The following is a 25,649-nucleotide window of genomic DNA, read 5'->3' on the forward strand; positions in this document are numbered from 1 at the left end:
ACAGCGCGCGGGAGCCGCCGGAGCCGTAGCGCCGGGAGGGGTTCGAGCCGATGGTCGCCGGGGAGGCCGCGGCCTTCTTCGTGGCCGCTGCCTTCTTGGCGGCCGGGGTGGCCCTCTTCGCAGCCGCCGGCGCCTTCCTCCGCGCCGGGGCCTTCTTCGCCACCCGGGGGTCCGCGCCCGACCGCTGCTCGATCCACTCGTCGAGCACCCGCCACGTCGTGCCGCGGGCGGCGCGTCCGGTGAGCATGCCGAGGTGCCCGCCGGGCACGATCTCGAACCGGACCTCGCGCGAGCCGGTCAGCAGCGGGACCACGGCCTTGACCGCGGCGACGGGGGCGATGCCGTCGGTGGCGCCGGCGAACACCAGCACGGGGGCCGTGATCGACGACAGGGAGACCGGGTCCTCGCCGACCTGGACGGTGCCGGACGCGAGCGCGTTGCCCTTGGCGAAGCGGTGGTAGAGCTGGCCGAAGCTGCGGCCGGGGTAGGCGGTCATCCGCGCGGTGAACCGGTCGACGGCCTCGACCTGTGCGAGGAAGTCGGTGTCGTCGAGGTGGGTGGCGATCGCGATCGGCTTGGTGACGAGCTTCTGGAACGACGAGAGCTGGAAGGCCCAGCGCACCAGCGGCGTCGGTGCGCCGCCGGCGGCGCGGTAGGCCCGTGTGACGAGCCCGTGTCCCCGGGTGAGGTCGAGCAGCGGCCGCAGGGGCGCCACCAGCGGCACCTTGGTGACGTCGACGGGGGAGCCGATGATCGACAGCGACGCGATCGGGAGGTCCTGCTCGTGGGCGGCGGCGAGCATCGCGAAGATGCCGCCGAGGCTCCAGCCGACGACGTGCACGGGCCGCCCGCCGGCGTGCGCGGAGACGGCGCGGACCGCGGCGGGCACGACCTCCTCGACCCAGTGCTCGAGCCCGAGGTTGCGGTCCTTGAAGGAGACGTTGCCGTACTCGACGAGGTACGTCGGGCGCCCGCCCTCGACGAAGTGCTGCACCACCGAGCAGCCGCGGCGCAGGTCGAAGCAGAGCGCGGGGGCGGCGAGCGGCGTCACCAGCAGGATCGGGTCGCCCTGCGAGCGGACGTTGATCGCCGGCCGGTAGTGGTAGACGGCGCGAAGGGTGTCCTCGTCGATCAGCGTGCGGGGCATCGGGCGCAGGTCGGCGACCCCGCCGTAGAGGACGGCGTGGGCGACGTTGCCCGCCGCGGCGACGAGCTGGTCCGGCTTGGGCACCAGGTCCATGCCGGAACTGTACGTTCCCTACGACTTCCGGGCGGGTCGGACCGTCTTGCCGTGGTCGGGGACGACGGCCGCGAGCTCGGTGAGGAAGCTCTGCGCCCAGGCCGCGACGTCGTGCTGCGTGACGGTCTTGCGCATCGCCTTCATCCGGCGGGTGATCTCCTTGGGCTCGGCCCGGCTGGCCTCGAGCAGTGCCGACTTCATGCCGTTGATGTCGTAGGGGTTGATCAGCCAGGCCTGCCGCAGCTCGTCGGCCGCGCCGGCGAACTCCGAGAGCACGAGCGCCCCGTCGTCGTCGAAGCGGCAGGCGACGTACTCCTTGGCGACCAGGTTCATGCCGTCGCGCAAGGGCGTCACGACCATGACGTCGGCGGCGCGGAAGAACGCCGCCATCTCCTCGCGCGGGTACGACGAGTGCAGGTAGTGCACCGCTGGCCGGCCGATCTTGCCGAGGTCGCCGTTGAGCCGGCCGACCAGGCGCTCGATGTCGTCGCGGAGGATGCGGTACTGCTCGACCTGCTCGCGCGAGGGCGTCGCGACCTGGATGAACACCGCGTCCTCGACGTCGAGCTGCCCGTCGGCGATGAGCTCGCCGAACGCGCGGAGCCGGGCGTAGATGCCCTTGGTGTAGTCGAGGCGGTCGACGCCGAGGAAGATCTTGCGTGGGTTGCCGACGGCCTCGCGGATCTCCTTCGCGCGCTGGGCGATCTCGGGCGAGCGGGCGAGCTCCTGGTAGCCCTCGACGTCGATGGAGATCGGGAAGGCGGCGGCGCGGACCGTGCGACCCTCGGGCAGGTAGACCAGGTCGCGGTGCGTCTTGTGACCGACGCGCTGCCGGACGAGCCGGATGAAGTTCTGCGCTGCGCCGCTGAGCTGGAAGCCGACCAGGTCGGCGCCGAGGAGTCCCTCGAGGAGCTGGCGGCGCCACGGCAGCTGGGAGAACAGCTCGTTCGGAGGGAACGGGATGTGCAGGTAGAAGCCGATCCGCAGGTCCGGCCGTAGGTCGCGCAGCATCGCCGGGACCAGCTGGAGCTGGTAGTCGTGGACCCAGACGGTCGCGTTCTCGGCGGCCACCTCCGCAGCGCGCTCGGCGAAGCGCCGGTTGACCGCCACGTAGGTGTCCCACCACTCGCGGTGGAACTCCGGCTTCGCGACGACGTCGTGGTAGAGCGGCCACAGGGTCGCGTTCGAGAAGCCCTCGTAGAACTCCGCGATCTCCTGGGCGGTCAGCGACATCGGCACCAGGTTCATGCCATCGGACTCGAACGGCTCGAGGCCCTGCTCGGTCCCGCCGGGCCACCCGATCCAGGTGCCGTCGTTGGACCGCATGACGGGCTCCAGCGCGGAGACGAGGCCGCCCGGAGAACGACGCCAGGCCCCGTCGACACGGTCCACGGGCAGTCGGTTCGCCACGATGACAAGGTCTGCCGAGCCAGCTGCACCCACGAAGGTCACCCTAGTCAACGCGCCCCAACCCGTCGGGCGGCGTCGTTCCCAGCATGGCCGGCGGGAGAGGCCGGCAGGGCAGAGAAGATCACCATGAGCACCCGGTGCCCGCTGGGAGCGCCGGACACGCCCCGCGGGGTACGGCGGCCCGGTGCCCGCTCGCTCAGGACTTCGGGAAGCCGACGCCGACCTGCCCGCGGACGTCGTCCATCTGGCGCAGGATCGCCAGCGTCTGGGCCTGCGGCACCAGCGGGCTCTCCCGCAGCCCGGCCTCGAGGCAGCGGCCCACCTCGACGATCTCGTGGGCGTAGCCGCGGCCGAGGACCGGCTCGTAGTCGATCGGCGCGGGCTCCGCCCGGACCACCGTGTCGTTGGTGTCGGCCGTCGCGTAGGGGGTGAACGTGATCCGCGACGGGTGGTGGAAGTCGTCGACGTCGATCCGGCCCAGGTCGGTCGCGATCGCGGCGCTGCGGCTCGACCAGGACGTCATCGACGCGGTCATGGTGGCGAGCGCCCCGCCCGGGTAGCGGCCGACGATCGCGACGTCCAGGTCGATGCCGCTCGTGGAGAGCTCGGCGGTCGCCCGGAGGTCGCGCGCCTCCCCGAGCATCAGGTGGGCGAAGGTCAGCGGGTAGACGCCCATGTCGAGGAGGGCCGACGCACCGAGCTCCGGGTTGAGCATCCGGTCCTCCGGGGGCGCGTCCACCCGGAACCCGAGCTCGGCGTGCAGGTGCCGCGGGGTGCCGAGCTCGCCGGAGCGCAGGCGCTCGCGGAGGGCCAGGATCCCGGGCTGGCAGGCGGTCCACATCGCCTCCATGAGGAAGCGGTCGTGCTTGCCGGCCAGCCGCACCATCTCCTCGGCCTCGGTGGTGTCGAGCGTGAGCGGCTTCTCGCAGAGCACGTGCTTGCCGGCCTCGAAGCAGAGGCGGGCGTTCGCCAGGTGGAGGGCGTGCGGGGTCGCGATGTAGACGACGTCGACGGCCGGGTCGGCCACCAGCTCGTCGTAGGAGCCGTACGGCGTGCCGCCGTGCTCGGCGGCGAACGCCTCGGCGCTGGCCAGCCGCCGGGAGCCGACGGCCACCAGCTCCGCGCCCGGTGCCACCGCCAGGTCGCGGGCGAACGTGTGCGCGATCTTGCCGGTCGCGAGGATGCCCCACCGGGTCGTCATGGCCCGACCCTACGGGCGCGCCGGGCGACGCGCCCGCGAGGCGAATGACATCGTTGTGGTTCGTCACCTACAGTGGACGCTGACCCGCACTGTCGGACATGACCAGCTCGGAACGGGGAGGACTCCATGGACGCCGCGAACGCTCTCGGTAGCGAGGCCGCCGACGCCACCCCGGTGCTGAGCGAGCGCGACCGCGAGATCCTCGACTTCGAACGCCAGTGGTGGAAGTACGCCGGCGCGAAGGAGACCGCGGTCCGCGAGAAGTTCGACATGTCGTCGACGCGCTACTACCAGGTCCTCAACGCGCTGATCGACCGGCCGGAGGCCCTCGAGGCCGACCCGCTGCTCGTCCGCCGGCTCCGCCGGTTGCGCTCCGCCCGCCAGCGCCAGCGGTCGGCGCGCCGTCTCGGCTTCGAGATCTGACATGCGCGTCCGCAACCAGCGCGGCGTGGTGATGCCGTCCCCCGTGGTCATGCTCACCGTGATCGCCGTGGCCATGGCCGCGATCGCCTACGTCGCCACCCGCGGCGGCGAGCCGACCGAGCGCGAGGTCACCACGGTCTCCGGCCAGGAGAGCGAGCCGAGCGAGTCGCCCTCGCCGTCGTACTCCCCGACGAAGAAGCCGAAGCCCGAGCCGCCGGCCGTCAAGCGCGGCAAGGTGTACGTCGAGGTCTACAACAACTCCGGCGTCACCGGCCTGGCCGGCAGCGTCGGTGCGAAGGTCACCGGCATGGGCTGGCAGGTCGTCGGCACCGACAACTGGTACGGCACCATCCCGGCGACCACCGTCTACTACCCGCCGAAGCTGAAGGCCGCCGGCAAGCAGCTGGCCCTCGACCTCGGCATCAAGCGCAGCGCGCTCGCCGTCGATCCGATGCGCCGCGACCGGCTGACGCTGATCCTCACGGGTCCGTTGGGCTGAATTCATCCGCGGGTGACAGGGTGGACCTCATGGAGTTCACCTCGCCCGAGGGGGAGCAGAAGTACGCCGCGCTGGTGCGGGCCGCCGGCCGCGCCGTCGTCGGGCTCGACTTCGACGGCACGCTCGCGCCGATCGTGGACGACCCCGAGCGGGCCCACATCCACCCCGAGGCTGCCGACGTGCTCGTCGACCTGGCCGAGGTGGTCGCCGCCGTCGCCGTGATCACCGGCCGGCCGGCCCGCCAGGCGCTCGACCTGGGCGGGCTCGAGGAGGTCGGCAACACGATCGGCGACCACGGCAAGGAGCTCTACCTCTTCGGGCAGTACGGCAACGAGCGGTGGAGCTCCACCCGCCGGCGGATCATCTCGCCGCGGCCGCCGCAGGGCCTGTCTCGGTTCCTCCGGGACCTGCCGCGCACCCTCCGCGACGCCGACGCCGCCGACGCCTGGGTGGAGGACAAGGGCCTCGCCCACGCCGTCCATACCCGCCGGATGGCCGACCCGGACGCGGCGTACGCCCGGCTGCTGCCGGCGCTGCGCGAGCTCGCGGACCGCAACCACCTCGTCCTCGAGCCGGGCCGCCGGGTGATCGAGGTGCGGGCGTCCGGCATGGACAAGGGCAAGGCGGTCGAGGCGCTCGTCGAGGAGGTCGGCGCCGGCGCGTTCGTGTTCGCCGGTGACGACCTCGGTGACGTCGAGGCCTTCGAGGCCGTCGCGACGCTGGCCAAGGACGGCCTGCCGACGCTGCTGGTCTGCTCGGCGTCGGACGAGGTGAGCGCGCTGGTCGAGCGGGCCGACGTGGTCGTGCACGGCCCCGAGGGGGTGCTGGAGCTGCTGCGGCGGCTCACGGAGGACGCGCGTTCGTCCTGAGCGAACAGGAGGGTGTCTCCGGAACACCGCTCCGAGGTCGGGCGTTCAGCGGGCATGTCCCTGAAGCTCCCCGTTCTCTTCGTCTCGGACCTGGTCGTGCTCCCCGGCATGGTCGTGCCGCTGGAGCTCGACGACGCCGCGCGCGCCGCGATCGACGCGGCCCGTGCCGGCAGTGACTCCCAGGTCCTGGTGGCCCCGCGGCTCGAGGACCGCTACGCGTCGTACGGCGTCGTGGCGACCATCGACCGCGTGGGCCGATTCTCTGGCGGCAGCCCCGCCGCGGTCCTCAAGGCCGGTCACCGTGCCCGCATCGGCAGCGGCGTGTCCGGTCCCGGCGCCGCGCTCTGGGTCGAGGTCGACCCGGTGGAGAACCCTGTCGGCGACCACGTCACCGACCACGCCCGCGAGCTCGCGGAGGAGTACAAGCGGCTCGTCGTCGCGGTGCTCCAGCGCCGCGAGGCCTGGCAGGTCATCGACACCGTGCACCAGATGAGCGACCCGTCCGCGATCGCGGACGCGGCCGGCTACGCGCCGTACCTCTCCACCGACCGCAAGCGCGAGCTACTCGAGGACCCCGACGTCGAGTCGCGCCTGGAGAAGCTCATCGCCTGGACCCGCGACTACGTCGCGGAGGCCGAGCTCACCGACAAGATCGGCGAGGACGTGCGCGAGGGCATGGAGAAGCAGCAGCGCGAGTACCTGCTGCGCCAGCAGCTCGCCGCGATCCGCAAGGAGCTCGGCGAGGGCGAGCCCGAGGGCGCGGAGGACTACCGCTCCCGCGTCGAGGCCGCCGACCTGCCCGAGCACGTGCGCACCGCCGCGCTCAAGGAGGTCGACAAGCTCGAGCGCTCCAGCGAGCAGAACCCCGAGGCGGCGTGGATCCGCACGTGGCTCGACACCGTCCTCGAGCTGCCGTGGAGCGTCACGACCGAGGACTCGACCGACATCGCCGCGGCCCGCGCCGTGCTCGACGCCGACCACCACGGCCTCGACGAGGTCAAGGAGCGGATCGTCGAGTACCTCGCCGTCCGCGCGCGCCGCGCCGAGCGCAACCTGCAGGTGATCGGCGGCCGGGGCTCCGGTGCGGTGATCCTGATGGCCGGCCCTCCGGGCGTCGGCAAGACGTCGCTCGGCGAGTCCGTCGCCCGCGCCCTCGGCCGGAAGTTCGTCCGCGTCGCCCTCGGTGGCGTGCGTGACGAGGCCGAGATCCGCGGTCACCGCCGGACGTACGTCGGCGCGCTGCCCGGCCGCATCGTCCGGGCCGTGAAGGAGGCCGGCTCGATGAACCCGGTCGTGCTGCTCGACGAGGTCGACAAGGTCGGCGCCGACTACCGGGGCGACCCGGCCGCACGCTGCTGGAGGTGCTCGACCCGGCGCAGAACCACACGTTCCGCGACCACTACCTCGAGCTCGACCTGGACCTGTCCGACGTCGTGTTCATCGCGACCGCCAACGTCGTCGAGCAGATCCCGTCGGCGCTGCTGGACCGGATGGAGCTGGTCACGCTCGACGGCTACCCCGAGGACGAGAAGGTCGCCATCGCCCGCGACTTCCTGCTGCCCCGGCAGCTGGAGCGGGCCGCGCTGACCGCCGACGAGGTGACGGTCACCGACGCGGCGCTGCGTGAGCTGGCGGCCAACTACACCCGCGAGGCCGGCGTCCGCCAGATGGAGCGGCTGCTGGCCAAGGTGCTGCGCAAGGCCGCGACCCGTCTCGCGACGGGTGCCGACCGGGTCGACGTGGACGTCGCGGACCTCAAGGACCTGATCGGGCGGCCGCGGTTCACCCCGGAGTCGGCCGAGCGCACGGCGGTCCCGGGTGTCGCGACCGGCCTGGCGGTCACCGGCCTCGGCGGCGACGTGCTGTTCATCGAGGCGTCGGTGTCCGCCGGGCCCGCGGGGCTGACCGTGACCGGCCAGCTCGGCGACGTGATGAAGGAGTCCGCCCAGATCGCGCTGTCCTTCGTCCGCTCGCACGCGGCGGCGCTCGGCGTGGACCCGGCCGTCCTCGACCGGGCCGTGCACCTGCACGTGCCGGCGGGCGCCGTACCCAAGGACGGGCCGTCGGCCGGCATCACGATGGTGACCGCGCTGACCTCGCTCGCGACCGGCCGGCCGGTGCGCTCGGAGGTGGGCATGACCGGTGAGGTCACGCTCAACGGCCGGGTGCTGCCGATCGGCGGGCTCAAGCAGAAGCTGCTCGCCGCGCAGCGGGCCGGCCTGACCGAGGTGTTCGTGCCCCAGCGCAACGAGCCGGACCTCGACGACGTCCCGGCCGACGTCCTCGAGAACGTCACGGTGCGCGTCGTGTCCGACGTCCTCGACGTCGTCCGCGGAGCGCTCGCCCAGCCGGAGGCTGTGACTGTGGCGGCGTGACGGTGGCGTACCCACGGACGAAACTGTCGTCGACCGCGCTCGGGAGCGACCGGATCGTCCGTGGGTACGCCGACGCGACGGATTTCGAGACGCGGGCCGTCCAGCATGCGGAACCGATGTGCGCATGCTGAGACGGCCCGCGTACTGTTGCACCTGCTCATCCAGAGGGACTGAGGGAACGGCCCTGAGAAGTCCCGGCAACCGCCGCACACACCAGTGCGGGCTCGGTGCCAAATCCGTCCGCCGCGAAGGTCGCGCCGGAAAGATGAGGAGGACTCCGTGAGCGCACCTGTCATCGAGCACAGCACCACGTCTGGCGCGACCCTGCGTGAGGGCGCCTTCGGCAATGCCACCAACCTGTCGTGTCGCGAGTGCGGCCACCTGGTCGAGCTCGGGCCGCACTACGCGTGTCCGGAGTGCTTCGGCCCGCTGGAGATCGCCTACGACTTCGGCACCGTCACCCGCGAGCAGATCGAGGCCGGCCCGGCCAACATCTGGCGCTACAAGGCGCTCCTGCCGGTGCCGTCCGACATCGAGTCGAGCCCCAACACCGAGCCGGGCTTCACCCGCCTGCTCCGCGCCGACAACCTCGCCGCCGAGCTCGGCATCGCGAGCCTGTGGGTCAAGGACGACTCCACCAACCCCACCAACTCCTTCAAGGACCGCGTCGTCGCCTGCGCCCTGAGCGCGGCCCGCGAGCTCGGTGCCAAGGTGTTCGCCTGCCCGTCGACCGGCAATCTCGCGAACGCCGTCGCCGCCGCTGGCGCCCGCGCCGGCATCAAGACCGTGGTGTTCATCCCGAGCAACCTCGAGCAGCCCAAGCAGGTCAACAGCGCGGTCTTCACCGACTCGCTGGTCGCCGTCGAGGGCAACTACGACGACGTCAACAAGCTCGCCTCCGAGATCGCGGGCGAGGAGGACGGCTGGGCGTTCGTGAACGTCAACGTCCGCCCGTTCTACGCCGAGGGCTCCAAGACGCTCGGCTACGAGATCGCCGAGCAGCTCGGCTGGCGGCTGCCGGACCAGATCGTGATCCCGGTCGCGAGCGGCTCCCAGCTGACCAAGGTCCACAAGGCCTTCCAGGAGCTGATCAAGCTCGGCCTGGTCGAGGACAAGCCGTACCGGGTGTTCGGTGCGCAGGCCGAGGGCTGCTCGCCGGTGTCGGTCGCCTACAAGGCCGGGGTGGACGCGATCCGCCCGGTCAAGCCGGACACCATCGCCAAGAGCCTGGCCATCGGCAACCCCGCCGACGGCATCTACGTGCTCGACATCTGCCGGGAGACCGGTGGCGCCGTCGAGGACGTCACCGACGACCAGGTCCGCGAGGGCATCGTGCTGCTGGCCCGCACCGAGGGCATCTTCACCGAGACCGCCGGCGGCACGACCGTCGCGGTGCTGAGGAAGCTCGTCGAGACCGGCCAGCTCGACACCTCCCTCGAGACCGTCATCATCAACACCGGCCACGGCCTGAAGACGCTCGACGCGGTCTCGGGCTCGGTCGCACCGGCCGCGACCATCGCGCCGACGTACGCCGCCTTCGCCGCCACCGGCCTCGCCTGACCTGTCGAAAGGGAACTGATGTCCGTCTCCGTCCGGATCCCCACCATCCTCCGCACCTACACCGGCGGCGAGTCCGAGGTCAGCGCCGCGGGCGCGACGCTGGCCGAGGTCCTCGACGACCTCGACGGCAACTACAGCGGCATCAAGGGCCGGATCCTCGACGAGTCGGGCGAGCTGCGCCGGTTCGTCAACGTCTACGTCGGGAACGACGACGTGCGGTTCCTCGACAACCTGGCGACGCCCACCCCCGACGGCACCCAGGTCTCGGTCATCCCGGCGGTCGCCGGCGGCTGCTGACGCCCCCTGCTCGCGCCGCGCGTCGGCATACTGACGCCATGAGACCCCCGCCCAGCCGGCCGACCCTCGAGCAGGTCGCCGCTCGCGCCGGGGTCGGGCGGGGCACCGCCTCGCGCGTCATCAACGGCGGCGCGAGGGTCTCCGCGCGCTCCCGGCAGGCCGTCGAGGACGCCGTCGCCGAGCTCGGCTACGTACCCAACCCAGCCGCCCGCGCTCTGGTGAAGCGGCGCACCGACACGGTCGCGCTGGTGATCGCCGAGTCCGAGGAGCGGGTGTTCGGCGAGCCGTTCTTCGCCGGCGTCATCCGCGGCATCGGCGCCGCGCTCGCCGAGGTCGACCGCCAGCTCGTGCTGATCTTCGCCCAGGCCTCCCGGCGGCGCGGCGCCCTCGACGACTACCTCACGCGGCAGCACGTCGACGGCGTGCTGCTCCTCTCGCTGCACGACGACGACCAGCTGCCCGAGCGGATCCGCTCGCACGGCCTCCCCGTGGTGGTCGGGGGCCGCGCCGGCGTCGACGTCGCGAGCGGGTTCGTCGACGTCGACAACGTGCAGGGCGCCGGCCTCGCGGTCGCCCACCTCCTCGAGCGTGGCCGGCAGCGCATCGCCACCATCGCCGGCCCCTCCGACATGGTCGCCGGCAGCTCGCGTCTCCAGGGGTACGCCGCCGCGCTGGCCGCCGCGGACCGGACCGTCGACGAGCGGCTCGTCGAGCACGGCGACTTCGGCCAGGAGAGCGGTGAGTCGGCGATGCGGGCGCTGCTCGGGCGCGAGCCCGCGCTCGACGCAGTGTTCTGCGCCAACGACCTGATGGCCGTGGGTGCGCTCCAGGCGCTCCGCGAGGCCGGTCGCCGGGTGCCGGACGACGTCGCGGTCGTCGGCTTCGAGGACGCGCCGATCGCGCGTTCCGCCCATCCGCCGCTGACCACCGTGCACCAGTCCCCGGAGGAGATGGGGCGCGAGATGGTGGCCCTGCTGCTCGAGACGATGGCCGATCCGGACACCGACCATCCCGGCCGGATGTTGACCACCCGTCTGGTCGTGCGCGACAGCAGCTGAAGCACGCCTTAGCATTTGGGCATGGAGCAGCGTGGCGAGGCACAGGTGCCGCTCGTCCTGCTCGCGACCAGTCGCGAGTGGCCCGACGGCGAGCCGGGTCACGGCGCGCTCGACGCGGCCCTGGCCGCGCACGGTCTGGCGAGCCGGTGGGTGGTCTGGGACGACCTGGCGGTCGACTGGGGCACGGCCGAGGTCGTGGCGGTCCGGTCGGCCTGGGACTACGACGGCCGACTGGGTGAGTTCCTCGGGTGGGCGTCCGGCGTCGGGCCGACCCTGCTCAACGGCGCCTCGGTGTTCCGCTGGAACACCGACAAGCGCTACCTCATCGAGCTCCAGGACACCGGCCTGCCGGTCGTCCCCACGGTCGCGGCCGACACGATCTTCGAGGTGCGCGCGGCCGCCGACGACTTCGGCCTGGCCGTCGTGAAGCCGCGCGTGGGCGCCGGTGGCCGGGGGCTCGAGGTCGTCAGCGACGGCCGGGTCTGGCTGCCGCAGGAGGGCCACGAGGGCCCGTGGGTGGTCCAGCCGCTGCTGGAGTCGATCCACACCGAGGGCGAGATCTCCGTCTTCGTCATCGGTGGCCGCCCGGTCAGCCAGGTCGTCAAGCACCCGAGCGTCAACGACATCCGCGTGCACGACCAGTACGGCGGCACCTCGCGCTCGGTCGAGCTCGGCGAGCAGGCGGCCACCCTGGCGGCCCAGGCCATCGCCGCCGTCGTGGACCTGCTGGGCGAGGAGATCGTCTACGGCCGGGTCGACATGATGCGCTACCAGGACCGCCTGGTGGTGAGCGAGGTCGAGCTCACCGAGCCCGGCCTCTACCTCGACGTGCTGCCGCTCAACGCGCTGCCGTTCGCCGAGGCGGTCGCCGCGCGGGCGTACCCGAAGACCTGGTGAGCGCGGGCGGATCGCCCTTCTTCTTGCACTCGCCATGGTCGAGTGCTAAACATGACGCTGGCACTCTCCTCGGGAGAGTGACAATCCGGATCGGTGCCAGTTGAGGTCCTTCGCGCCGGCGAGAAAGGGTTCGCCGGGTCAGCAGGGCCGTCCGTCGCGGGCAACCCACCGAGCCGGTTCCACGAACTCTAAGCGTGAGGAATCGCAGGAGTTATGCCCAAGCTGATTGCTTTCAACGAGGAGGCCCGGCGCGGCCTCGAGCGTGGCATGAACACGCTCGCCGACGCCGTCAAGGTCACCCTCGGCCCCAAGGGCCGCAACGTCGTGCTCGAGAAGAAGTGGGGCGCCCCCACGATTACCAACGATGGTGTCTCCATCGCCAAGGAGATCGAGCTCGAGGACCCGTACGAGAAGATCGGTGCCGAGCTCGTCAAGGAGGTCGCCAAGAAGACCGACGACGTCGCTGGTGACGGCACCACGACGGCCACGGTCCTCGCCCAGGCCATGGTCCGCGAGGGCCTGCGCAACGTCGCGGCCGGCGCGAACCCGATGGGCCTGAAGCGCGGCATCGAGGCGGCCGTCGAGGCCGTGTCGGAGCAGCTCTCCAGCATGGCGATCGACATCGAGACCAAGGAGCAGATCGCGGCCACGGCCTCGATCTCCGCCGCCGACACCACCGTCGGCGAGATCATCGCCGAGGCGATGGACAAGGTCGGCAAGGAAGGTGTCATCACCGTCGAGGAGTCGAACACCTTCGGGCTCGACCTCGAGCTCACCGAGGGCATGCGCTTCGACAAGGGCTACATCTCGGCGTACTTCGTCACCGACCCGGAGCGCATGGAGACGGTCCTCGAGGACCCGTACATCCTCATCGCGAACCAGAAGGTCTCGAACGTCAAGGACCTGCTGCCGCTGCTCGAGAAGGTCATGCAGTCCGGCAAGCCGCTGCTGATCCTCGCCGAGGACGTCGACGGCGAGGCCCTGTCCACGCTGGTCGTGAACAAGATCCGTGGCACCTTCAAGTCCGTCGCCGTCAAGGCCCCGGGCTTCGGTGACCGCCGCAAGGCCATGCTGCAGGACATCGCGATCCTGACCGGCGGCCAGGTCATCTCCGAGGAGGTGGGCCTCAAGCTCGAGACCACCGGCATCGAGCTGCTCGGCCAGGCCCGCAAGGTCGTCATCACCAAGGACGAGACCACCATCGTCGAGGGTGCGGGCGACGCGGACCAGATCGCCGGCCGCGTGAACCAGATCCGTGCCGAGATCGAGAAGTCGGACTCCGACTACGACCGCGAGAAGCTCCAGGAGCGCCTCGCCAAGCTGGCCGGCGGCGTGGCCGTCATCAAGGTCGGCGCGGCCACCGAGGTCGAGCTCAAGGAGCGCAAGCACCGCATCGAGGACGCCGTTCGCAACGCGAAGGCGGCCGTCGAGGAGGGCATCGTCGCCGGCGGTGGCGTCGCCCTGGTGCAGGCGTCGGCGACGGCGTTCGACAAGATCGACCTCACGGGTGACGAGGCCACCGGCGCGAACATCGTGCGCATCGCGGCCGAGGCCCCGCTGAAGCAGATCGCGATCAACGCCGGTCTCGAGGGCGGCGTCGTGTCGGAGAAGGTGCGCAACCTGGAGGCCGGTCACGGCCTCAACGCGGCCACCGGCGAGTACGTCGACATGATCGCCGCCGGCATCATCGACCCCGCCAAGGTGACCCGCAGTGCGCTGCAGAACGCCGCCTCGATCGCGGCGCTCTTCCTCACCACCGAGGCCGTCGTGGCCGACAAGCCGGAGAAGGCCGCCCCCATGGGCGACCCGTCCGGCGGCATGGGCGGCATGGACTTCTGAGTCCAGCCCGAGCTGTTTCACGCGAGCGGCCCTCGTCTTCCGGGACGGGGGCCGTTCGTCGTCCCGACCCGTCCCGATCGGGGTAGTCCCTGACGTTCGAGGGGTCGACACGCCGTATGGACCCCTCGACCGTCAGGGACTACCCCCGGGAAAACCGGTCGGCACGGCCACCCCCGGGCAGGCAGGATCAGGCCCGTGCCAGTCGAGCTGATCCGAGCCGGAGCCCTGTCCGACGACGTGCCGTACGCGTACGCCGCCCTGGCCGAGCAGGGGAGCCTGGTGTTCACCGCCGGGGCGTGTCCGCTCGACGACGCCGGGGAGGTCGTGGCGAAGGGCGACTACGCCGCCCAGGCGCAGCGCGTGATGGACAACCTCGTCGTCGCGCTGGAGGCTGCGGGGTGCACCCTGGCCGACGTCGCCAAGAGCACGGTGTACGTCGCCGGCACGGATCGGGGCGACCTGGTGACCGCCTGGCAGGTGGTGCGCGCGGCCTTCGGTGACCACGACGCACCGAGCACTCTGCTCGGCGTCGCCCTGCTGGGCTACCCCGACCAGCTCGTCGAGGTCGAGGCGATCGCGGTGCGCCCTGGATAGAACCGGCATAGAACCGGGCCCGATTGGCCACTTGTGACACCGTGTTCAGCGTGGACGAGAGCCGACGGGACCGCTTCGAGCGGGTCGCGCCGACCCTGATCGAGCCGGTGCGCCGATTCCTCGCGCGCCGGACCGACCCCGAGACCGCCGAGGACGTCCTGGCCGAGACCCTGCTGATCTGCTGGCGCCGGGCGACCGAGCTGCCGGACGAGCCGCTGCCGTGGGTGTACGCCGTGGCGCGCAACTGCCTGCGCAACGCCGAGCGCTCCGCGCGGCGGCAGGAGCGGGTCGCGGCCCGGATCATGGCCCAGCCGCCGGACGTGGAGCCGCCCGACGACCCCGCGCTCGAGGAGGCCCTCGCGGCGCTGCGCCCCGAGGATTCCGAGCTGCTCCGCCTGTGGGCGTGGGAGCAGCTGACGCCGGCCGAGATCGCGGTCGTCCTCGCCATCTCGCCGAACGCCGCGAGCACGCGGCTCACCCGCGCGAAGAGGAAGTTGTCCGACCGGCTGCGCAAGAGTAGGGCCGTTGCCGGACATGAGGAGTCGAGAGAGGGGAGAAGGTCATGACCGACGAGCTGCACGACCGCCTGCGGGCCGCCGACCCTGCCTCCTCCCTCCCGCCGGCCGACCCCCACCGGGTGGCCCGACTCCTGGAGGACGTCATGAGCACCGAGCTCACCACCGAGAACCGCGAGACCGGCACGCGCGACCGCAGCCCGCTCACCTGGCTGGTGGCGGCCGCGGCGGTGCTGATCATCGCGGGCGTCGGCCTCTTCGCGGTCCTCGCCCACGGCGAGGACCAGCCCGCGCCCCCGCCCGCCGCCGACCACCAGACCGTCACCGAGCTCACCGCGCCCGGCCCCGAGGCGTACGCCGCCAGGTGCATGGTCCCGAACGCCGAGCTGCTCTCCCGGCAGGAGGTCGCGGTCGACGGCACCGTCACCACGGTCGCCGACGGCGTCGTCACCCTCGCCGTCAGCAAGTGGTACGCCGGCGACCCCACCGACCTGGTCCGGGTGCAGGCGCCCGAGGCCGCGATGCAGGAGCTCGTCGGCGCGGTCGACTTCGAGGAGGGCGGCCGCTACCTGGTGTCCGCGACCGACGGCGTCGTCACGGTGTGCGGGTTCAGCGCGCCGTGGTCGGAGGACCTCGCGGCGCTGTACGCCCAGGGCTTCGAGTGACCGTCGACGGCCTCGTGCTCGCCGCAGGCGCGGGCCGCCGGATGGGACGCCCGAAGGCGCTGGTGGACGGCTGGCTGGTCGGCACCGTCCGCACGCTCGCCGAGGGCGGGTGCGCCCAGGTGACCGTCGTGCTCGGCGCCCGGGCCGAGGAGGCGCTGCCGCTGCTCGAGGGGACCGGCGCGACCGCGGTCGTCGCGGCCGACTGGGCCGACGGCATGTCCGCGTCGCTGCGGGCCGGGCTGAGGGCGCTCGCGGGCACGGACGCCGACGCCGCCCTCGTCAGCCTGGTCGACCTCCCCGACGTCTCCGCGGCGGTCGTCGCCCGGGTCCTGCGCGCGGGAGCGAGCGCCGGCACGCTCCGCCGGGCGGCGTACGGCGGGGAGCCCGGCCACCCGGTCCTGCTCGGCCGGGACCACTGGGCCGGTGTCGCAGGGGAGTCCGCGGGCGACCGCGGGGCCCGCGGCTACCTCGCCACGCACGACGTCGAGCTGGTCGAGTGCGGCGACCTGGCCACCGGGCGGGACGTCGACCGGCGCGGCGACTCCCTCAGCGACGCCTGATCCGCACCGGCCCCTTCGCCGAGGCGAGGTCCACGACCTCGCCGCCCTGGGTCACCTCGACCTCGTCGGCGTCCACGAGCCGCTGCGCGGCCGCGCGGGCGGCGTCCATCAGCGGCCGCCAGTCGTCGGGCTCGACGGCCCGGGCGGCGTCGGACGGGCAGATCGTCGCACCGGGCCGGCGCCGGGTCAGCAGGTCGCGGATCGCCTGCTCCAGGCGGGCGTCGACAGCGCTCACTGGTCCAGTCTGTCGCGGTGGGCCAACCCCGGACCAACGGGCGGGGACGTAGCCTTGACACATGACCCTCGAGTCCCCCGCAGCCGTGGCCGCTCGCCTCGGCGGGACCGGCTACCTCGCCGACGACGCGCTCGCCACGGTGACGTTCCTGGCGCTGCGGATGCAGCGCCCCCTGCTGCTCGAGGGTGAGCCCGGCACGGGCAAGACCGCGCTCGCGGAGGCGATCGCCGAGACGCTCGACCTGCCGCTGATCCGGCTCCAGTGCTACGAGGGCATCGACGCCACCCAGGCGCTCTACGACTGGGACTTCCCCCGCCAGATCCTCCACCTCCGCGCCCTGGAGGCCGCGGGCGGCGCCGACGTGGAGGAGGCCGAGAAGAGCCTGTACGACGCCCGCTTCCTGCTCGCGCGTCCCGTGCTCCAGGCGCTCCAGCAGAGCCCCGCGGTGCTGCTGGTCGACGAGGTCGACCGGGCCGACGACGAGTTCGAGGCGTTCCTGCTCGAGGTGCTGTCGACCTACCAGGTGTCGATCCCCGAGCTCGGCACCGTGCGTGCCAGCACCCCGCCGATCGTCGTGCTGACCTCCAACCGCACCCGTGAGCTGCACGACGCGCTCAAGCGGCGCTGCCTCTACCACTGGATCGACCACCCCGGTCTCGAGCGCGAGGTCGAGATCCTGCGCAGCCGGGCACCCGAGGTGTCCGAGCAGCTGCGCCGCCAGGTCGTCGAGCTCGTGCAGGGCCTGCGCGGCCGGGACGACCTCCAGAAGCCGCCCGGCGTCGCGGAGACCCTCGACTGGGCGCGTGCGCTGCAGTACCTCGGCACCGCCGACCTCGACCTCGCCGCGGCGTCGGCGACGCTCGGAGCGCTCGTGAAGTACCGCGAGGACTCCGACCGCGTCCGCCACGCCCTGGACCAGATGCTGCGGCCATGACCGGAGCCATCATCCGCCAGCCCGACGAGGTGCTCCTCGGCTTCACCCGGGCGCTGCGCTCGGCCGGCGTCCCCGTCACCCACGACCGCACGCAGGGCTACCTCGCGGCGACGGCGGTCCTCGGCATGGACGACCAGCGGGCGACCTACCTCGCCGGCCGGGCCACGCTCTGCGCCGGCCCCGACGACCTCGAGCGCTACGACCAGGTCTTCCACGCCTACTTCGGCTCCCCCGACGGCCTGCCCCGCCCGCGGCCCGCGCAGCCGCCGGTCGCGCCCAGCTACTCCGGGCTGCCTGACGCCGAGGGCGCCGGCGAGGCGGACGAAGCCGACGAGGAGCTCGTCCACGCCCGCGCGAGCGACACCGAGGTGCTGCGGCACCGCGACGTCGCCGCGCTGTCGAACGCCGAGAAGCACCGGCTCGCCGGCATGTTCGCCACCCTGCGCCCGCGACCGCCGCTGCGGCGTACCGCCCGCCACCAGCGCTGGCATCGCGGCCAGGTCGACGCCTCCCGCACGCTGCGCGACTCGCTGCGCCGGATGGGGGAGCCCGCCGACATCGCCTGGCGCCGCCGTGGCCGCCGGCCACGTCGGGTGGTGCTGCTGGTCGACGTGTCCGGCTCGATGAGCGGGTACGCCGACGCGCTGCTGCGCCTCGCGCACCGGTTCACCCAGGTCACCCCGACGGTCGAGACGTTCACGGTCGGCACCCGGGTCACCCACATCACCCGCGCCATGCGGCTGCGCGAGCCCGAGCGGGCGATCGTGGCCGCCGGCGAGACCGTGCCGGACTGGTCGGGCGGCACCCGCCTCGGGGAGACGCTGCGCTTCTTCCTCGACCGCTGGGGCCAGCGCGGCATGGCGCGGGGGGCGGTCGTGGTCGTGTTCAGCGACGGCTGGGAGCGCGGCGACCCGGCGCTGCTCGGCGAGCAGATGGAGCGGCTCCAGCGCCTCGCCCACCGGGTCGTGTGGGTCAACCCGCACCGTGGCAAGACCGGCTACGAGCCGGTCCAGCAGGGGGTGGTGGTCGCGCTGCCGTACTGCGACGATTTCGTCGCCGGGCACTCGCTCGCGACGTTCGCCGAGCTGACGGAGGTGGTCTCCCGTGCGTGACGTGCTGCCCGAGCTGCTGAGCTGGTGGCGGGCCGGCGAGACCGTCGGTGTCGGCACCGTGGTCGCGACCTTCCGCTCCGCCCCGCGCCCGCCCGGCGCCTCGATGCTGGTCGGCCCCGACGGCACGGCCGTGGGGTCGGTGTCGGGCGGTTGCGTCGAGGGCGCGGTCTACGACCTCGGAGAGTCCGTCGTGCAGTCCGGCACGCCGGTGCTGGAGCGCTACGGCGTCTCCGACGACGACGCCTTCGCGGTCGGGCTGACCTGCGGCGGCATCCTCGACGTGTACGTCGAGAAGGTGAACCGCGAGACCTTCCCCGAGCTCGGCGAGGTCGCCGCGGACATCGAGGCCGGCCGCCCGGTCGCGCTGGCGACCGTGGTCGAGCACCCCGACCCGGCCTGGCTGGGCCGGCGCCTGATCGTGCGCCCCGACGAGCCCGCCGCCGGCTCGCTCGGCTCGGCGCGCGCCGACGACGCCGTCCACGACGACGCGCTGGGCCTGCTGGCGCACGGCTCGAACGCCACGCTCACCTACGGCCCCGACGGCGAGCGCCGCGGCGAGGGCATGCGGGTGTTCGTCTGGGCGTTCGCGCCGAAGCCGCGGATGCTGGTCTTCGGCGCCATCGACTTCGCGGCCGCGGTCGCGAAGGTCGGCAGCTTCCTCGGCTACCACGTGACCGTCTGCGACGCCCGGCCGGTGTTCGCGACGAACAGCCGGTTCCCCCACGCCGACGAGGTCGTCGTCGACTGGCCGCACCGGTACCTCTCCGCCGAGGCGGAGGCCGGGCGGATCGACGGCCGCACGGTGATCACCGTGCTCACGCACGACCCGAAGTTCGACGTACCCCTCCTGGAGGTGGCGCTCCGGCTGCCCGAGGTGGCGTACGTCGGGGCGATGGGCTCGCGCCGCACCCACGAGGACCGGCTCGCGCGGCTGCGCGAGGCCGGCGTGGACGAGAAGGAGATCGCGCAGCTCTCCAGCCCGATCGGGCTCGACCTCGGCGCCCGGACCCCGGAGGAGACCGCGATCAGCATCGCCGCCGAGATCGTCGCGGGGCGCTGGGGCGGCTCCGGCGAGCGGCTGGCCAGCCTGGACGGACGGATCCACCGGGACCTGGCGTGACTCGGCTGCGCCGAGACCGTCGAGACACCCCCAACCGCCCCTGGCGGGCCCTGATCGGGACCGTTCTGGGTGTCTCGATGCTCGTGACCGGCTGCTCCTCCGACACCGATCCCGCCGCGGATCCGGGCCCGACCGCGGCGGCGCCCTCCTCGGACCCGACCCCGACGGCGCCCTCCTCGGGCCCCACCCAGCCCCCCACCCCCACCGAGCAGTCCGAGATCCTGCCACCGCGCACCGACACCCCCTCGCTGGCCAACCTGATGCGGGTCGACTTCGACGGCCGCGACCTCCGTGTCCTGCGCAGGGAGGTCCGCACCGACGCCTACACCCGGATGCAGGTGACCTACCGCAGCAACGGCACGCTCGTCTCCGGCGTGCTCCTCCGGCCGCGCGGGAAGGGCCCGTTCTCGGCGGTCGTGCTCAACCACGGCTACATCGAGCCGGCCTCCTACGTCACCGGCCAGGGCATGGCGCGCGAGCAGGACTGGCTGGCGCGGGCCGGGTTCGTCGTGCTGCACACCGACTACCGCGGCCACGCCGCCGGCGACCCCGCGACCGACCTCGAGCGCGAGCTGCGGCTGGCCTATGCGCAGGACGCGATCAACGCCGTGCTCGCCCTCGAGAAGCTCCGGTACGTCGACGAGGACCGCACCGCGATGGTCGGCCGGTCGATGGGCGGCGGCGTCACGATGAACGCGCTCGTCGCGGCGCCCGGCCTCGTGGACGCCGCGGTGATCTACGCCAGCGTGAGCTCGCGCTACCTCGACAACCTCCGACGCTGGACCATCCCCGAGCGTCCGGCCGGCGCCCAGGACCTCTTCCGGCGCTTCGGCACCCCGCAGCAGAGCCCGGCGTTCTACCGCGGTCTGTCACCCCGGACGCACTTCGACCGGATCACCGAGCCGGTGCTCGCCCTGCACGGCGCGGTCGACGCCACCTGCCCGCCGCCGTGGTCGCGCAGCACCCAGCGGCTCATGCGCGCGGCGGGCGTCGACAGCCGGCTGGTGACCTACCCCGGCGAGGACCACACGTTCTACGCGCGATGGGAGGACTCGATCCGCCTGACCGTGCAGTTCCTCCGGCGTCATCTCAGGGTGTGACGGGTCTCACGGAGTGCTACCGTCCCGGGCATGGCCCGCAGTGAGCTGCAGACCCGGCGCACTGACGCCTTCCGCGCCTGGAGCGCGTTCGTCGAGTACGGCGACGACGCCGAAGAGCTCGTGCGCCCCGAGATCCTGAGCAGCTGGAACCGCTCCGGGGCCGCCATCTCCACCGACGTCGCGCAGGCGCCGCTCGACGACGAGTCCGACACCGAGGCGTTCTGGCGGGACTCCCCGCTCCAGACCGCCGTCGAGCGGGTCGAGGCCGAGCTCCGCCGCACCGCCGAGGACGGCGACCTCGTCGTCGCGGTGACCGACGCGGAGACCCGCATCCTCTGGACGTACGGCGGCCGGATCATGCGCCGCAGGGCCGAGACCGTGAACTTCGTGCCCGGTGGGCGCTGGGACGACGAGTCCGTCGGCACCAACGCGCTCGACCTCGCCAACCGCCTCGGCGCCCCCGCGATGGTCTTCAGCGCCGAGCACTACGCCTCGATCGTGCACAACTGGGTCTGCTGGGCCGCTCCGGTGCACGACCCGGTCAGCGGCGCCAAGCTCGGCGTCATCGACCTCTCGACCACCTGGAACCGCACCCACCCGATCGGGCTCGCGACCGCGCGCGTGATGGCGCGGCTGATCGAGTCCGCGATGCCGGTCTCGCACCACCACCCGACCGCGTCCGTGCTCGACGAGCGCAGCGAGCCCGGCCTGGTCATGCGGCTGCTCGGCACCGCCGAGACCTGGCTCGACGGGCAGCGGCTGCTGCTCAACCGCCGCCAGACCGAGGTGCTCGCGCTGCTGGCGATGCACCCCGAGGGTCTCTCGCTCGAGCACCTCCACGCGCTGGTCTACGGCGACCAGGCGGTCACGCTGTCCACGCTCAAGGCCGAGGTCTCCCATCTGCGATCGGCGCTCGGCGGCCAGCTCTCCTCGCGTCCCTACCGGCTGCCGATGCCGGTCGCGACCGACGTCGACCTCGTGCTGTCGCTGCTGCGCACCGGTCGGGTCGGCGCGGCCGTCGAGGCCTACGGCGGGGACCTGATGCCCGGCACGAACTCGCCGGCGCTCAACGAGCTCGCCGAGTACGTCGCCGTCGCGGTCCGCGAGGCCCTGCTCGCCGACCCGCAGCCCGACGCCGTGGTCCGCTACAGCGAGCTGGCGCCGTACGACACCGAGGTCGTCGAGGTCTGCCTGGCGGCGCTCGGCGGGGGTCCGCACCCCGCCATCCCGCTCCTGAAGGGACGGCTCGCCGCGGCTCAACGGTGAGATCCGCACCCAGGCCGCCTGACCCGACTCGGCGACCCCTGGGACGGCGACCAACCCTGCACCAACCCTGAGCCCCTAGCGTGCGCGCCATGACGCGGATCACACTCACCGTCGACGGGGCCCAGGTCTCCGACGACGTCGAACCTCGCATGCTGCTCGTGCAGTACCTGCGGGAGAAGCTCGGCAAGACCGGCACGGTCATCGGTTGCGACACCAGCAACTGCGGCGCGTGCACGGTCCACCTCAACGGCACCAGCGTGAAGTCCTGCAACGTCCTCGCGGTCCAGGCCGACGGGGCGCAGGTCACCACGATCGAGGGACTCGCGCAGGACGGGCAGCTGCACCCCGTGCAGGAGGCCTTCCGCGAGTGCCACGGTCTCCAGTGCGGGTTCTGCACGCCGGGCATGATCATGCAGAGCGTCGACCTGCTGAAGGAGAACCCGAACCCGTCGGAGGAGGAGATCCGGCTCGGGCTCGAGGGCAACCTGTGCCGCTGCACGGGCTACCACAACATCGTCCGCGCGGTGCAGCACGCGGCAGGGCAGGGGGTGACCTCGTGACCGCCACCGAGCTCGAGCGCGAGATCGGCCGCGAGCGCCGCCGCAAGGAGGACCAGCGCCTCATCACCGGTCGCACCCGGTGGACCGACAACCTCCAGCTGCCCGGGATGCTGCACCTGGCGATGGTGCGCAGCCCCTTCGCCCACGCCAACATCACCTCCATCGATACCAGCGCCGCGAAGTCGTCGCCCAACGTCGTGACCGTCCTCACCGGCGCCGACTTCGGCGAGGAGCTCGGCGTCTGCATCAACGCCTGGCCGATCACGCCCGACCAGGTCGCGCCGGTGCACTCGCCGATGCCGGCCGACCGGGTGACGTTCGCGGGCGAGATCGTGGCGGTCGTGGTCGCCCGGTCCGCCGCCGAGGCCCGCGACGCCGCCGAGTTGGTCGACGTCGAGTACGACGAGCTGCCGGCCGTCCTGGACATGAAGGAGGCCGCGGCGGACACGGTGCTGGCGCACCCCGACCTCGGCACCAACAAGTCGGCCCGCTGGGTCTTCGACTCGGGCGAGGCCGGCACCGGCGGCAGCGTCGAGGACGCGATCAGCAAGGCCCGCGGCGACGGCATCGTCATCGAACGCGAGTACCGCCAGCAGCGCCTGATCCCGGCGTTCATGGAGCCGCGCTCGGTCGTGGTCGACCCCACGGGTGAGCAGTACGTCATGTACTCCGCCACCCAGATCCCGCACATCCTGCGGTTCGCCCTGGCGGCCACCACCGGCGTCCCGGAGTCGAAGATCCGTGTCATCGCCCCGGACGTCGGTGGTGGTTTCGGCGGCAAGCTCCAAGTAACGCCGGAGGAGTGGATCGCCTGGGCGGTCGGCCGCCGGCTCGGCAAGCCCGTCAAGTACACCGAGACCCGGTCGGAGTCCCTGCTCGCGGCCCACCACGGTCGTGACCAGTGGCAGAAGCTCACGCTGTCGGCGGAGAAGGACGGCACGGTCACCGGCCTGAAGGTCGAGCTGCTGGCCGACCTCGGTTCGTACGTCTCCCTCGTCGGCGGCGGCGTCCCGGTGCTCGGCGCGTTCATGTTCAACGCCATCTACAAGTTCCCCGCCTACCACTTCGCCGTCCAGACGGTCCTCACCAACAAGACCTGGACCGACGCCTACCGCGGCGCGGGCCGTCCGGAGGCGACGTTCGCGATCGAGCGCCTGATGGACGAGCTGGCCGCCGAGGTCGGTGTCGACCCGCTGGAGATCCGGAAGAAGAACTGGATCGAGGAGTTCCCGTTCACCACGGTCGCCGGGCTCGAGTACGACTCCGGCAACTACGAGGCCGCCACGGCGCGCGCCAAGGAGATGATCGGGTACGACGAGCTGCGCGCCGAGCAGCGTGAGCGCCGCGAGCGTGGTGACCGCGTCCAGCTGGGCATCGGCGTCTCGACGTTCACCGAGATGTGCGGCCTCGCGCCGTCCCGGATCCTCGGCTCGCTCGACTACGGCGCCGGCGGCTGGGAGCACGCGAGCGTGCGGATGCTGGCGACCGGGAAGGTCGAGGTGGTGACCGGCGCCTCCGCGCATGGTCAGGGCCACGAGACGGCGTTCAGCCAGATCGTCGCCGACCGGCTCGGCGTCGCGTTCGAGGACGTCGAGGTCCTGCACGGAGACACCCAGGTGGCGCCCAAGGGACTGGACACCTACGGGTCGCGCTCGCTGGTCGTCGGCGGGGAGGCGCTCGTGCGCGCCGCCGACAAGGTCATCGAGAAGGCCAAGCCGATCGCGGCCCACCTGCTCGAGGCGTCGGCCGACGACCTCGAGTTCTCCGGCGGGCGGTTCACGGTCCGCGGCACCGACCAGGGCCTGGGGATCGGCGAGGTCGCGCTCGCGACGTTCGCCGCGCACAACCTGCCGGACGGGGTGGAGCCGTCGCTGGACTCGGACGCGACCTTCGACCCGGTGGACTTCAACTACCCGCACGGCACCCACATCTGCGCCATGGAGGTGGACACCGAGACCGGCGCGCTGAAGATGCGCAAGTACGCCTGCTGCGACGACATCGGCAACATCATCAACCCGCTGATCGTCAGCGGCCAGGTGCACGGCGGCCTGGTGCAGGGCATCGCCCAGGCGCTGTGGGAGGAGGCGGTGTACGACGACTCCGGCACGCTGGTGTCCGGGTCCTTCGTGGACTACCTCCTGCCCACCACGGCGGACACGATCAGCTTCGACATCGACCACACCACGTCGCCGAGCCTGACCAACACGCTCGGCACCAAGGGGGTCGGCGAGGCGGGCGCGATCGCCTCCACGCCCGCGGTCGTCAACGCGGTCGTCGACGCGGTCCGCCACCTCGGGGTGAACGACATCCAGATGCCCTGCACGCCCGAGCGGGTGTGGAAGGCGATCCAGGGCTCCGGTGCGGGCGGCTCGACCGAGGGGGCGGCGATGCCGCACTTCGAGGCGGGCGGCGCCGCCGGGAACCAGGAGATCCCCGGACAGTCCAGCACGGAAGGAGCGGGCCAGTGATCCCCGCAGCGTTCGACTACGTGGCGCCGACCTCGGTCGAGGAGGCGCTGGCCGCGCTGGCCCAGCACGGCGACGACGCCAAGATCATCGCCGGCGGGCAGAGCCTGCTGCCGGTGCTCCGGCTGCGGCTCAACGCACCCGAGATGGTCATCGACCTCGGCCGGATCGAGTCGCTGCGCGGCGTCCGCGACGACGGCGACGTGATCGTGGTCGGCGCGATGACGCCGCACGCGGTCGTCGGCTCCGATCCCCTGGTCAACGAGCACGCGGGGCTGATCGCCAAGGCGATCGAGCACCTCGCCGACGCGCAGGTGCGCCACCGCGGCACGTTCGGTGGTGCGCTCGCCCACGCCGACCCGGCGGGTGACCTCGGGGCGCCCGCCCTGGCGCTGGGCGCGGAGTTCGTGATCCAGGGCTCCGGCGGGACCCGCACGGTCGCGGCCGACGACTTCTTCGTCGACCTGTTCGAGACCGCGATCGGGGAGGACGAGATCCTGACCGAGGTCCGGATCCCCAAGCGGACCGGCTGGGGTGCGCAGTACGAGAAGTTCGTGCGGGTCGCCCACCAGTGGCCGATCGTCGCGGTGGCGGCGACCGTCCGCCTCGAGGGCGGCACGATCGCCGAGGCCCGGGTCGGGCTCACCAACATGGGCTCCACCCCGCTGCGCGCCCGCGCGGTCGAGGACGCCCTCGTCGGGCAGCCCGCGACCGAGGACGGCGTACGCGCCGCGGCCGAGCGGGCCACCGAGGGCACCAACCCGCCCTCGGACCTCAACGGCGACGCCGACTACCGCCGCCACCTCGCGCAGGTGCTGACCCGCCGCGCGGTGCTCGCGGCCGCAGGAGGCTGAG

Annotated in this window: 26 protein-coding genes and 1 riboswitch; of the genes, 22 read left to right on the forward strand and 4 right to left on the reverse strand. The window is 72.5% G+C overall.

What is annotated here, in order from left to right:
- From ACYQ0U_RS08085 to ACYQ0U_RS08095, 3 genes are all read right to left on the reverse strand, one after another.
- Positions 1 to 1,240: alpha/beta fold hydrolase (locus ACYQ0U_RS08085; RefSeq protein ID WP_459971426.1), on the reverse strand; the 1,240-nt coding region annotated here is incomplete at its 3' end.
- Between the two features lie 18 nt (positions 1,241 to 1,258).
- A complete protein-coding gene (locus ACYQ0U_RS08090; RefSeq protein WP_459971428.1) occupies positions 1,259 to 2,650 on the reverse strand; it encodes an alpha,alpha-trehalose-phosphate synthase (UDP-forming) in 1,392 nt (463 codons plus the stop codon).
- A gap of 196 nt (positions 2,651 to 2,846) precedes the next feature.
- On the reverse strand, positions 2,847 to 3,851 hold the full coding sequence (locus ACYQ0U_RS08095; RefSeq protein WP_459971430.1) for a Gfo/Idh/MocA family protein: 1,005 nt from the start codon (positions 3,849 to 3,851) through the stop codon (positions 2,847 to 2,849).
- Positions 3,852 to 3,977: 126 nt separating this feature from the next.
- Between ACYQ0U_RS08095 and napA the strand changes: the two genes are divergently transcribed.
- The 14 genes from napA (at position 3,978) to ACYQ0U_RS08165 (ending at position 16,002) form a co-directional block, all read left to right on the forward strand.
- Positions 3,978 to 4,274 (forward strand): nucleoid-associated protein NapA, encoded by a 297-nt coding sequence (napA, locus tag ACYQ0U_RS08100; RefSeq protein WP_459971432.1) that lies wholly within the window; start codon positions 3,978 to 3,980, stop codon positions 4,272 to 4,274.
- Between the two features lies 1 nt (position 4,275).
- Positions 4,276 to 4,773, forward strand: a complete 498-nt coding sequence (locus tag ACYQ0U_RS08105; protein ID WP_459971434.1) for a LytR C-terminal domain-containing protein — start codon at positions 4,276 to 4,278, stop codon at positions 4,771 to 4,773.
- A gap of 29 nt (positions 4,774 to 4,802) precedes the next feature.
- Positions 4,803 to 5,642 (forward strand): trehalose-phosphatase, encoded by an 840-nt coding sequence (gene otsB / locus ACYQ0U_RS08110; RefSeq protein WP_459971436.1) that lies wholly within the window; start codon positions 4,803 to 4,805, stop codon positions 5,640 to 5,642.
- A gap of 54 nt (positions 5,643 to 5,696) precedes the next feature.
- A complete protein-coding gene (locus ACYQ0U_RS08115; RefSeq protein ID WP_459971438.1) occupies positions 5,697 to 7,229 on the forward strand; it encodes an LON peptidase substrate-binding domain-containing protein in 1,533 nt (510 codons plus the stop codon).
- Positions 7,133 to 8,017 (forward strand): S16 family serine protease, encoded by an 885-nt coding sequence (locus tag ACYQ0U_RS08120; RefSeq protein ID WP_459971861.1) that lies wholly within the window; start codon positions 7,133 to 7,135, stop codon positions 8,015 to 8,017. Before ACYQ0U_RS08115 ends, ACYQ0U_RS08120 begins: the two co-directional genes overlap by 97 nt.
- A gap of 154 nt (positions 8,018 to 8,171) precedes the next feature.
- A riboswitch (SAM riboswitch) is annotated at positions 8,172 to 8,289 on the forward strand.
- Positions 8,290 to 8,296: 7 nt separating this feature from the next.
- Complete coding sequence (gene thrC / locus ACYQ0U_RS08125) at positions 8,297 to 9,577, forward strand: threonine synthase (protein WP_459971440.1); 1,281 nt, start codon at positions 8,297 to 8,299, stop codon at positions 9,575 to 9,577.
- 18 nt (positions 9,578 to 9,595) lie between these two features.
- Positions 9,596 to 9,874, forward strand: a complete 279-nt coding sequence (locus ACYQ0U_RS08130) for a MoaD/ThiS family protein (RefSeq protein ID WP_459971442.1) — start codon at positions 9,596 to 9,598, stop codon at positions 9,872 to 9,874.
- A gap of 38 nt (positions 9,875 to 9,912) precedes the next feature.
- The gene (locus ACYQ0U_RS08135) at positions 9,913 to 10,932 is read left to right on the forward strand and encodes a LacI family DNA-binding transcriptional regulator (protein ID WP_459971444.1); all 1,020 of its coding nucleotides are present in this window, start codon (positions 9,913 to 9,915) and stop codon (positions 10,930 to 10,932) included.
- Between the two features lie 21 nt (positions 10,933 to 10,953).
- Complete coding sequence (locus tag ACYQ0U_RS08140; RefSeq protein ID WP_459971446.1) at positions 10,954 to 11,829, forward strand: ATP-grasp domain-containing protein; 876 nt, start codon at positions 10,954 to 10,956, stop codon at positions 11,827 to 11,829.
- 213 nt (positions 11,830 to 12,042) lie between these two features.
- The gene (gene groL / locus ACYQ0U_RS08145; protein WP_459971448.1) at positions 12,043 to 13,668 is read left to right on the forward strand and encodes a chaperonin GroEL; all 1,626 of its coding nucleotides are present in this window, start codon (positions 12,043 to 12,045) and stop codon (positions 13,666 to 13,668) included.
- Between the two features lie 195 nt (positions 13,669 to 13,863).
- A complete protein-coding gene (locus ACYQ0U_RS08150; protein ID WP_459971450.1) occupies positions 13,864 to 14,262 on the forward strand; it encodes a RidA family protein in 399 nt (132 codons plus the stop codon).
- Positions 14,263 to 14,312: 50 nt separating this feature from the next.
- On the forward strand, positions 14,313 to 14,828 hold the full coding sequence (locus ACYQ0U_RS08155; RefSeq protein WP_459971452.1) for an RNA polymerase sigma factor: 516 nt from the start codon (positions 14,313 to 14,315) through the stop codon (positions 14,826 to 14,828).
- On the forward strand, positions 14,825 to 15,442 hold the full coding sequence (locus ACYQ0U_RS08160; protein ID WP_459971454.1) for a hypothetical protein: 618 nt from the start codon (positions 14,825 to 14,827) through the stop codon (positions 15,440 to 15,442). The genes ACYQ0U_RS08155 and ACYQ0U_RS08160 overlap by 4 nt, the downstream gene beginning before the upstream one ends.
- On the forward strand, positions 15,439 to 16,002 hold the full coding sequence (locus ACYQ0U_RS08165) for a nucleotidyltransferase family protein (RefSeq protein WP_459971456.1): 564 nt from the start codon (positions 15,439 to 15,441) through the stop codon (positions 16,000 to 16,002). Before ACYQ0U_RS08160 ends, ACYQ0U_RS08165 begins: the two co-directional genes overlap by 4 nt.
- Here the strand turns inward: ACYQ0U_RS08165 and ACYQ0U_RS08170 are convergent.
- The gene (locus ACYQ0U_RS08170; protein WP_459971458.1) at positions 15,989 to 16,237 is read right to left on the reverse strand and encodes a DUF3253 domain-containing protein; all 249 of its coding nucleotides are present in this window, start codon (positions 16,235 to 16,237) and stop codon (positions 15,989 to 15,991) included. The two genes, ACYQ0U_RS08165 and ACYQ0U_RS08170, sit on opposite strands and share 14 nt — an antisense overlap.
- A 61-nt stretch (positions 16,238 to 16,298) precedes the next feature.
- Here ACYQ0U_RS08170 and ACYQ0U_RS08175 point away from each other — a divergent pair, with 61 nt between their 5' ends.
- The 8 genes from ACYQ0U_RS08175 to ACYQ0U_RS08210 all read left to right on the forward strand — a co-directional run bounded on the left by ACYQ0U_RS08175 (position 16,299) and on the right by ACYQ0U_RS08210 (position 25,648).
- The gene (locus ACYQ0U_RS08175) at positions 16,299 to 17,171 is read left to right on the forward strand and encodes an AAA family ATPase (RefSeq protein ID WP_459971460.1); all 873 of its coding nucleotides are present in this window, start codon (positions 16,299 to 16,301) and stop codon (positions 17,169 to 17,171) included.
- Positions 17,168 to 18,283: a vWA domain-containing protein gene (locus ACYQ0U_RS08180; protein WP_459971462.1), complete on the forward strand. Its 1,116-nt coding sequence runs from the start codon at positions 17,168 to 17,170 to the stop codon at positions 18,281 to 18,283. The genes ACYQ0U_RS08175 and ACYQ0U_RS08180 overlap by 4 nt, the downstream gene beginning before the upstream one ends.
- A complete protein-coding gene (locus ACYQ0U_RS08185; RefSeq protein ID WP_459971464.1) occupies positions 18,276 to 19,403 on the forward strand; it encodes an XdhC family protein in 1,128 nt (375 codons plus the stop codon). The genes ACYQ0U_RS08180 and ACYQ0U_RS08185 overlap by 8 nt, the downstream gene beginning before the upstream one ends.
- A 77-nt stretch (positions 19,404 to 19,480) precedes the next feature.
- On the forward strand, positions 19,481 to 20,503 hold the full coding sequence (locus ACYQ0U_RS08190) for an alpha/beta hydrolase family protein (RefSeq protein WP_459971468.1): 1,023 nt from the start codon (positions 19,481 to 19,483) through the stop codon (positions 20,501 to 20,503).
- Positions 20,504 to 20,533: 30 nt separating this feature from the next.
- Positions 20,534 to 21,769, forward strand: a complete 1,236-nt coding sequence (locus tag ACYQ0U_RS08195) for a transcriptional regulator (RefSeq protein ID WP_459971470.1) — start codon at positions 20,534 to 20,536, stop codon at positions 21,767 to 21,769.
- Between the two features lie 89 nt (positions 21,770 to 21,858).
- Positions 21,859 to 22,329 (forward strand): (2Fe-2S)-binding protein, encoded by a 471-nt coding sequence (locus tag ACYQ0U_RS08200; protein WP_459971472.1) that lies wholly within the window; start codon positions 21,859 to 21,861, stop codon positions 22,327 to 22,329.
- Positions 22,326 to 24,797, forward strand: coding sequence for a xanthine dehydrogenase family protein molybdopterin-binding subunit (locus tag ACYQ0U_RS08205; protein ID WP_459971474.1), 2,472 nt, complete (start codon positions 22,326 to 22,328; stop codon positions 24,795 to 24,797). The genes ACYQ0U_RS08200 and ACYQ0U_RS08205 overlap by 4 nt, the downstream gene beginning before the upstream one ends.
- Positions 24,794 to 25,648 carry an FAD binding domain-containing protein gene (locus ACYQ0U_RS08210; protein ID WP_459971476.1) on the forward strand — a complete coding sequence of 285 codons (855 nt, stop codon included), beginning with the start codon at positions 24,794 to 24,796 and terminating at the stop codon, positions 25,646 to 25,648. The genes ACYQ0U_RS08205 and ACYQ0U_RS08210 overlap by 4 nt, the downstream gene beginning before the upstream one ends.
- Position 25,649: the final 1 nt, after the last annotated feature.

It is taken from the genome of Nocardioides pyridinolyticus, assembly GCF_054653575.1.

Bases quoted from the DNA above. Each gene is read 5' to 3' on its own strand.
- ACYQ0U_RS08195 (WP_459971470.1), top strand. From the start codon at position 20,534: ATGGCCCGCAGTGAGCTGCAGACCCGGCGCACTGACGCCTTCCGCGCC.
- ACYQ0U_RS08095 (WP_459971430.1), bottom strand. From the start codon at position 3,851: ATGACGACCCGGTGGGGCATCCTCGCGACCGGCAAGATCGCGCACACG.
- ACYQ0U_RS08120 (WP_459971861.1), top strand. From the start codon at position 7,133: ATGGAGCTGGTCACGCTCGACGGCTACCCCGAGGACGAGAAGGTCGCC.
- ACYQ0U_RS08200 (WP_459971472.1), top strand. From the start codon at position 21,859: ATGACGCGGATCACACTCACCGTCGACGGGGCCCAGGTCTCCGACGAC.
- napA (WP_459971432.1), top strand. From the start codon at position 3,978: ATGGACGCCGCGAACGCTCTCGGTAGCGAGGCCGCCGACGCCACCCCG.
- groL (WP_459971448.1), top strand. From the start codon at position 12,043: ATGCCCAAGCTGATTGCTTTCAACGAGGAGGCCCGGCGCGGCCTCGAG.
- ACYQ0U_RS08140 (WP_459971446.1), top strand. From the start codon at position 10,954: ATGGAGCAGCGTGGCGAGGCACAGGTGCCGCTCGTCCTGCTCGCGACC.
- ACYQ0U_RS08135 (WP_459971444.1), top strand. From the start codon at position 9,913: ATGAGACCCCCGCCCAGCCGGCCGACCCTCGAGCAGGTCGCCGCTCGC.
- ACYQ0U_RS08130 (WP_459971442.1), top strand. From the start codon at position 9,596: ATGTCCGTCTCCGTCCGGATCCCCACCATCCTCCGCACCTACACCGGC.
- ACYQ0U_RS08115 (WP_459971438.1), top strand. From the start codon at position 5,697: ATGTCCCTGAAGCTCCCCGTTCTCTTCGTCTCGGACCTGGTCGTGCTC.
- ACYQ0U_RS08160 (WP_459971454.1), top strand. From the start codon at position 14,825: ATGACCGACGAGCTGCACGACCGCCTGCGGGCCGCCGACCCTGCCTCC.
- ACYQ0U_RS08105 (WP_459971434.1), top strand. From the start codon at position 4,276: ATGCGCGTCCGCAACCAGCGCGGCGTGGTGATGCCGTCCCCCGTGGTC.
- ACYQ0U_RS08190 (WP_459971468.1), top strand. From the start codon at position 19,481: ATGCTCGTGACCGGCTGCTCCTCCGACACCGATCCCGCCGCGGATCCG.
- ACYQ0U_RS08175 (WP_459971460.1), top strand. From the start codon at position 16,299: ATGACCCTCGAGTCCCCCGCAGCCGTGGCCGCTCGCCTCGGCGGGACC.
- ACYQ0U_RS08180 (WP_459971462.1), top strand. From the start codon at position 17,168: ATGACCGGAGCCATCATCCGCCAGCCCGACGAGGTGCTCCTCGGCTTC.
- otsB (WP_459971436.1), top strand. From the start codon at position 4,803: ATGGAGTTCACCTCGCCCGAGGGGGAGCAGAAGTACGCCGCGCTGGTG.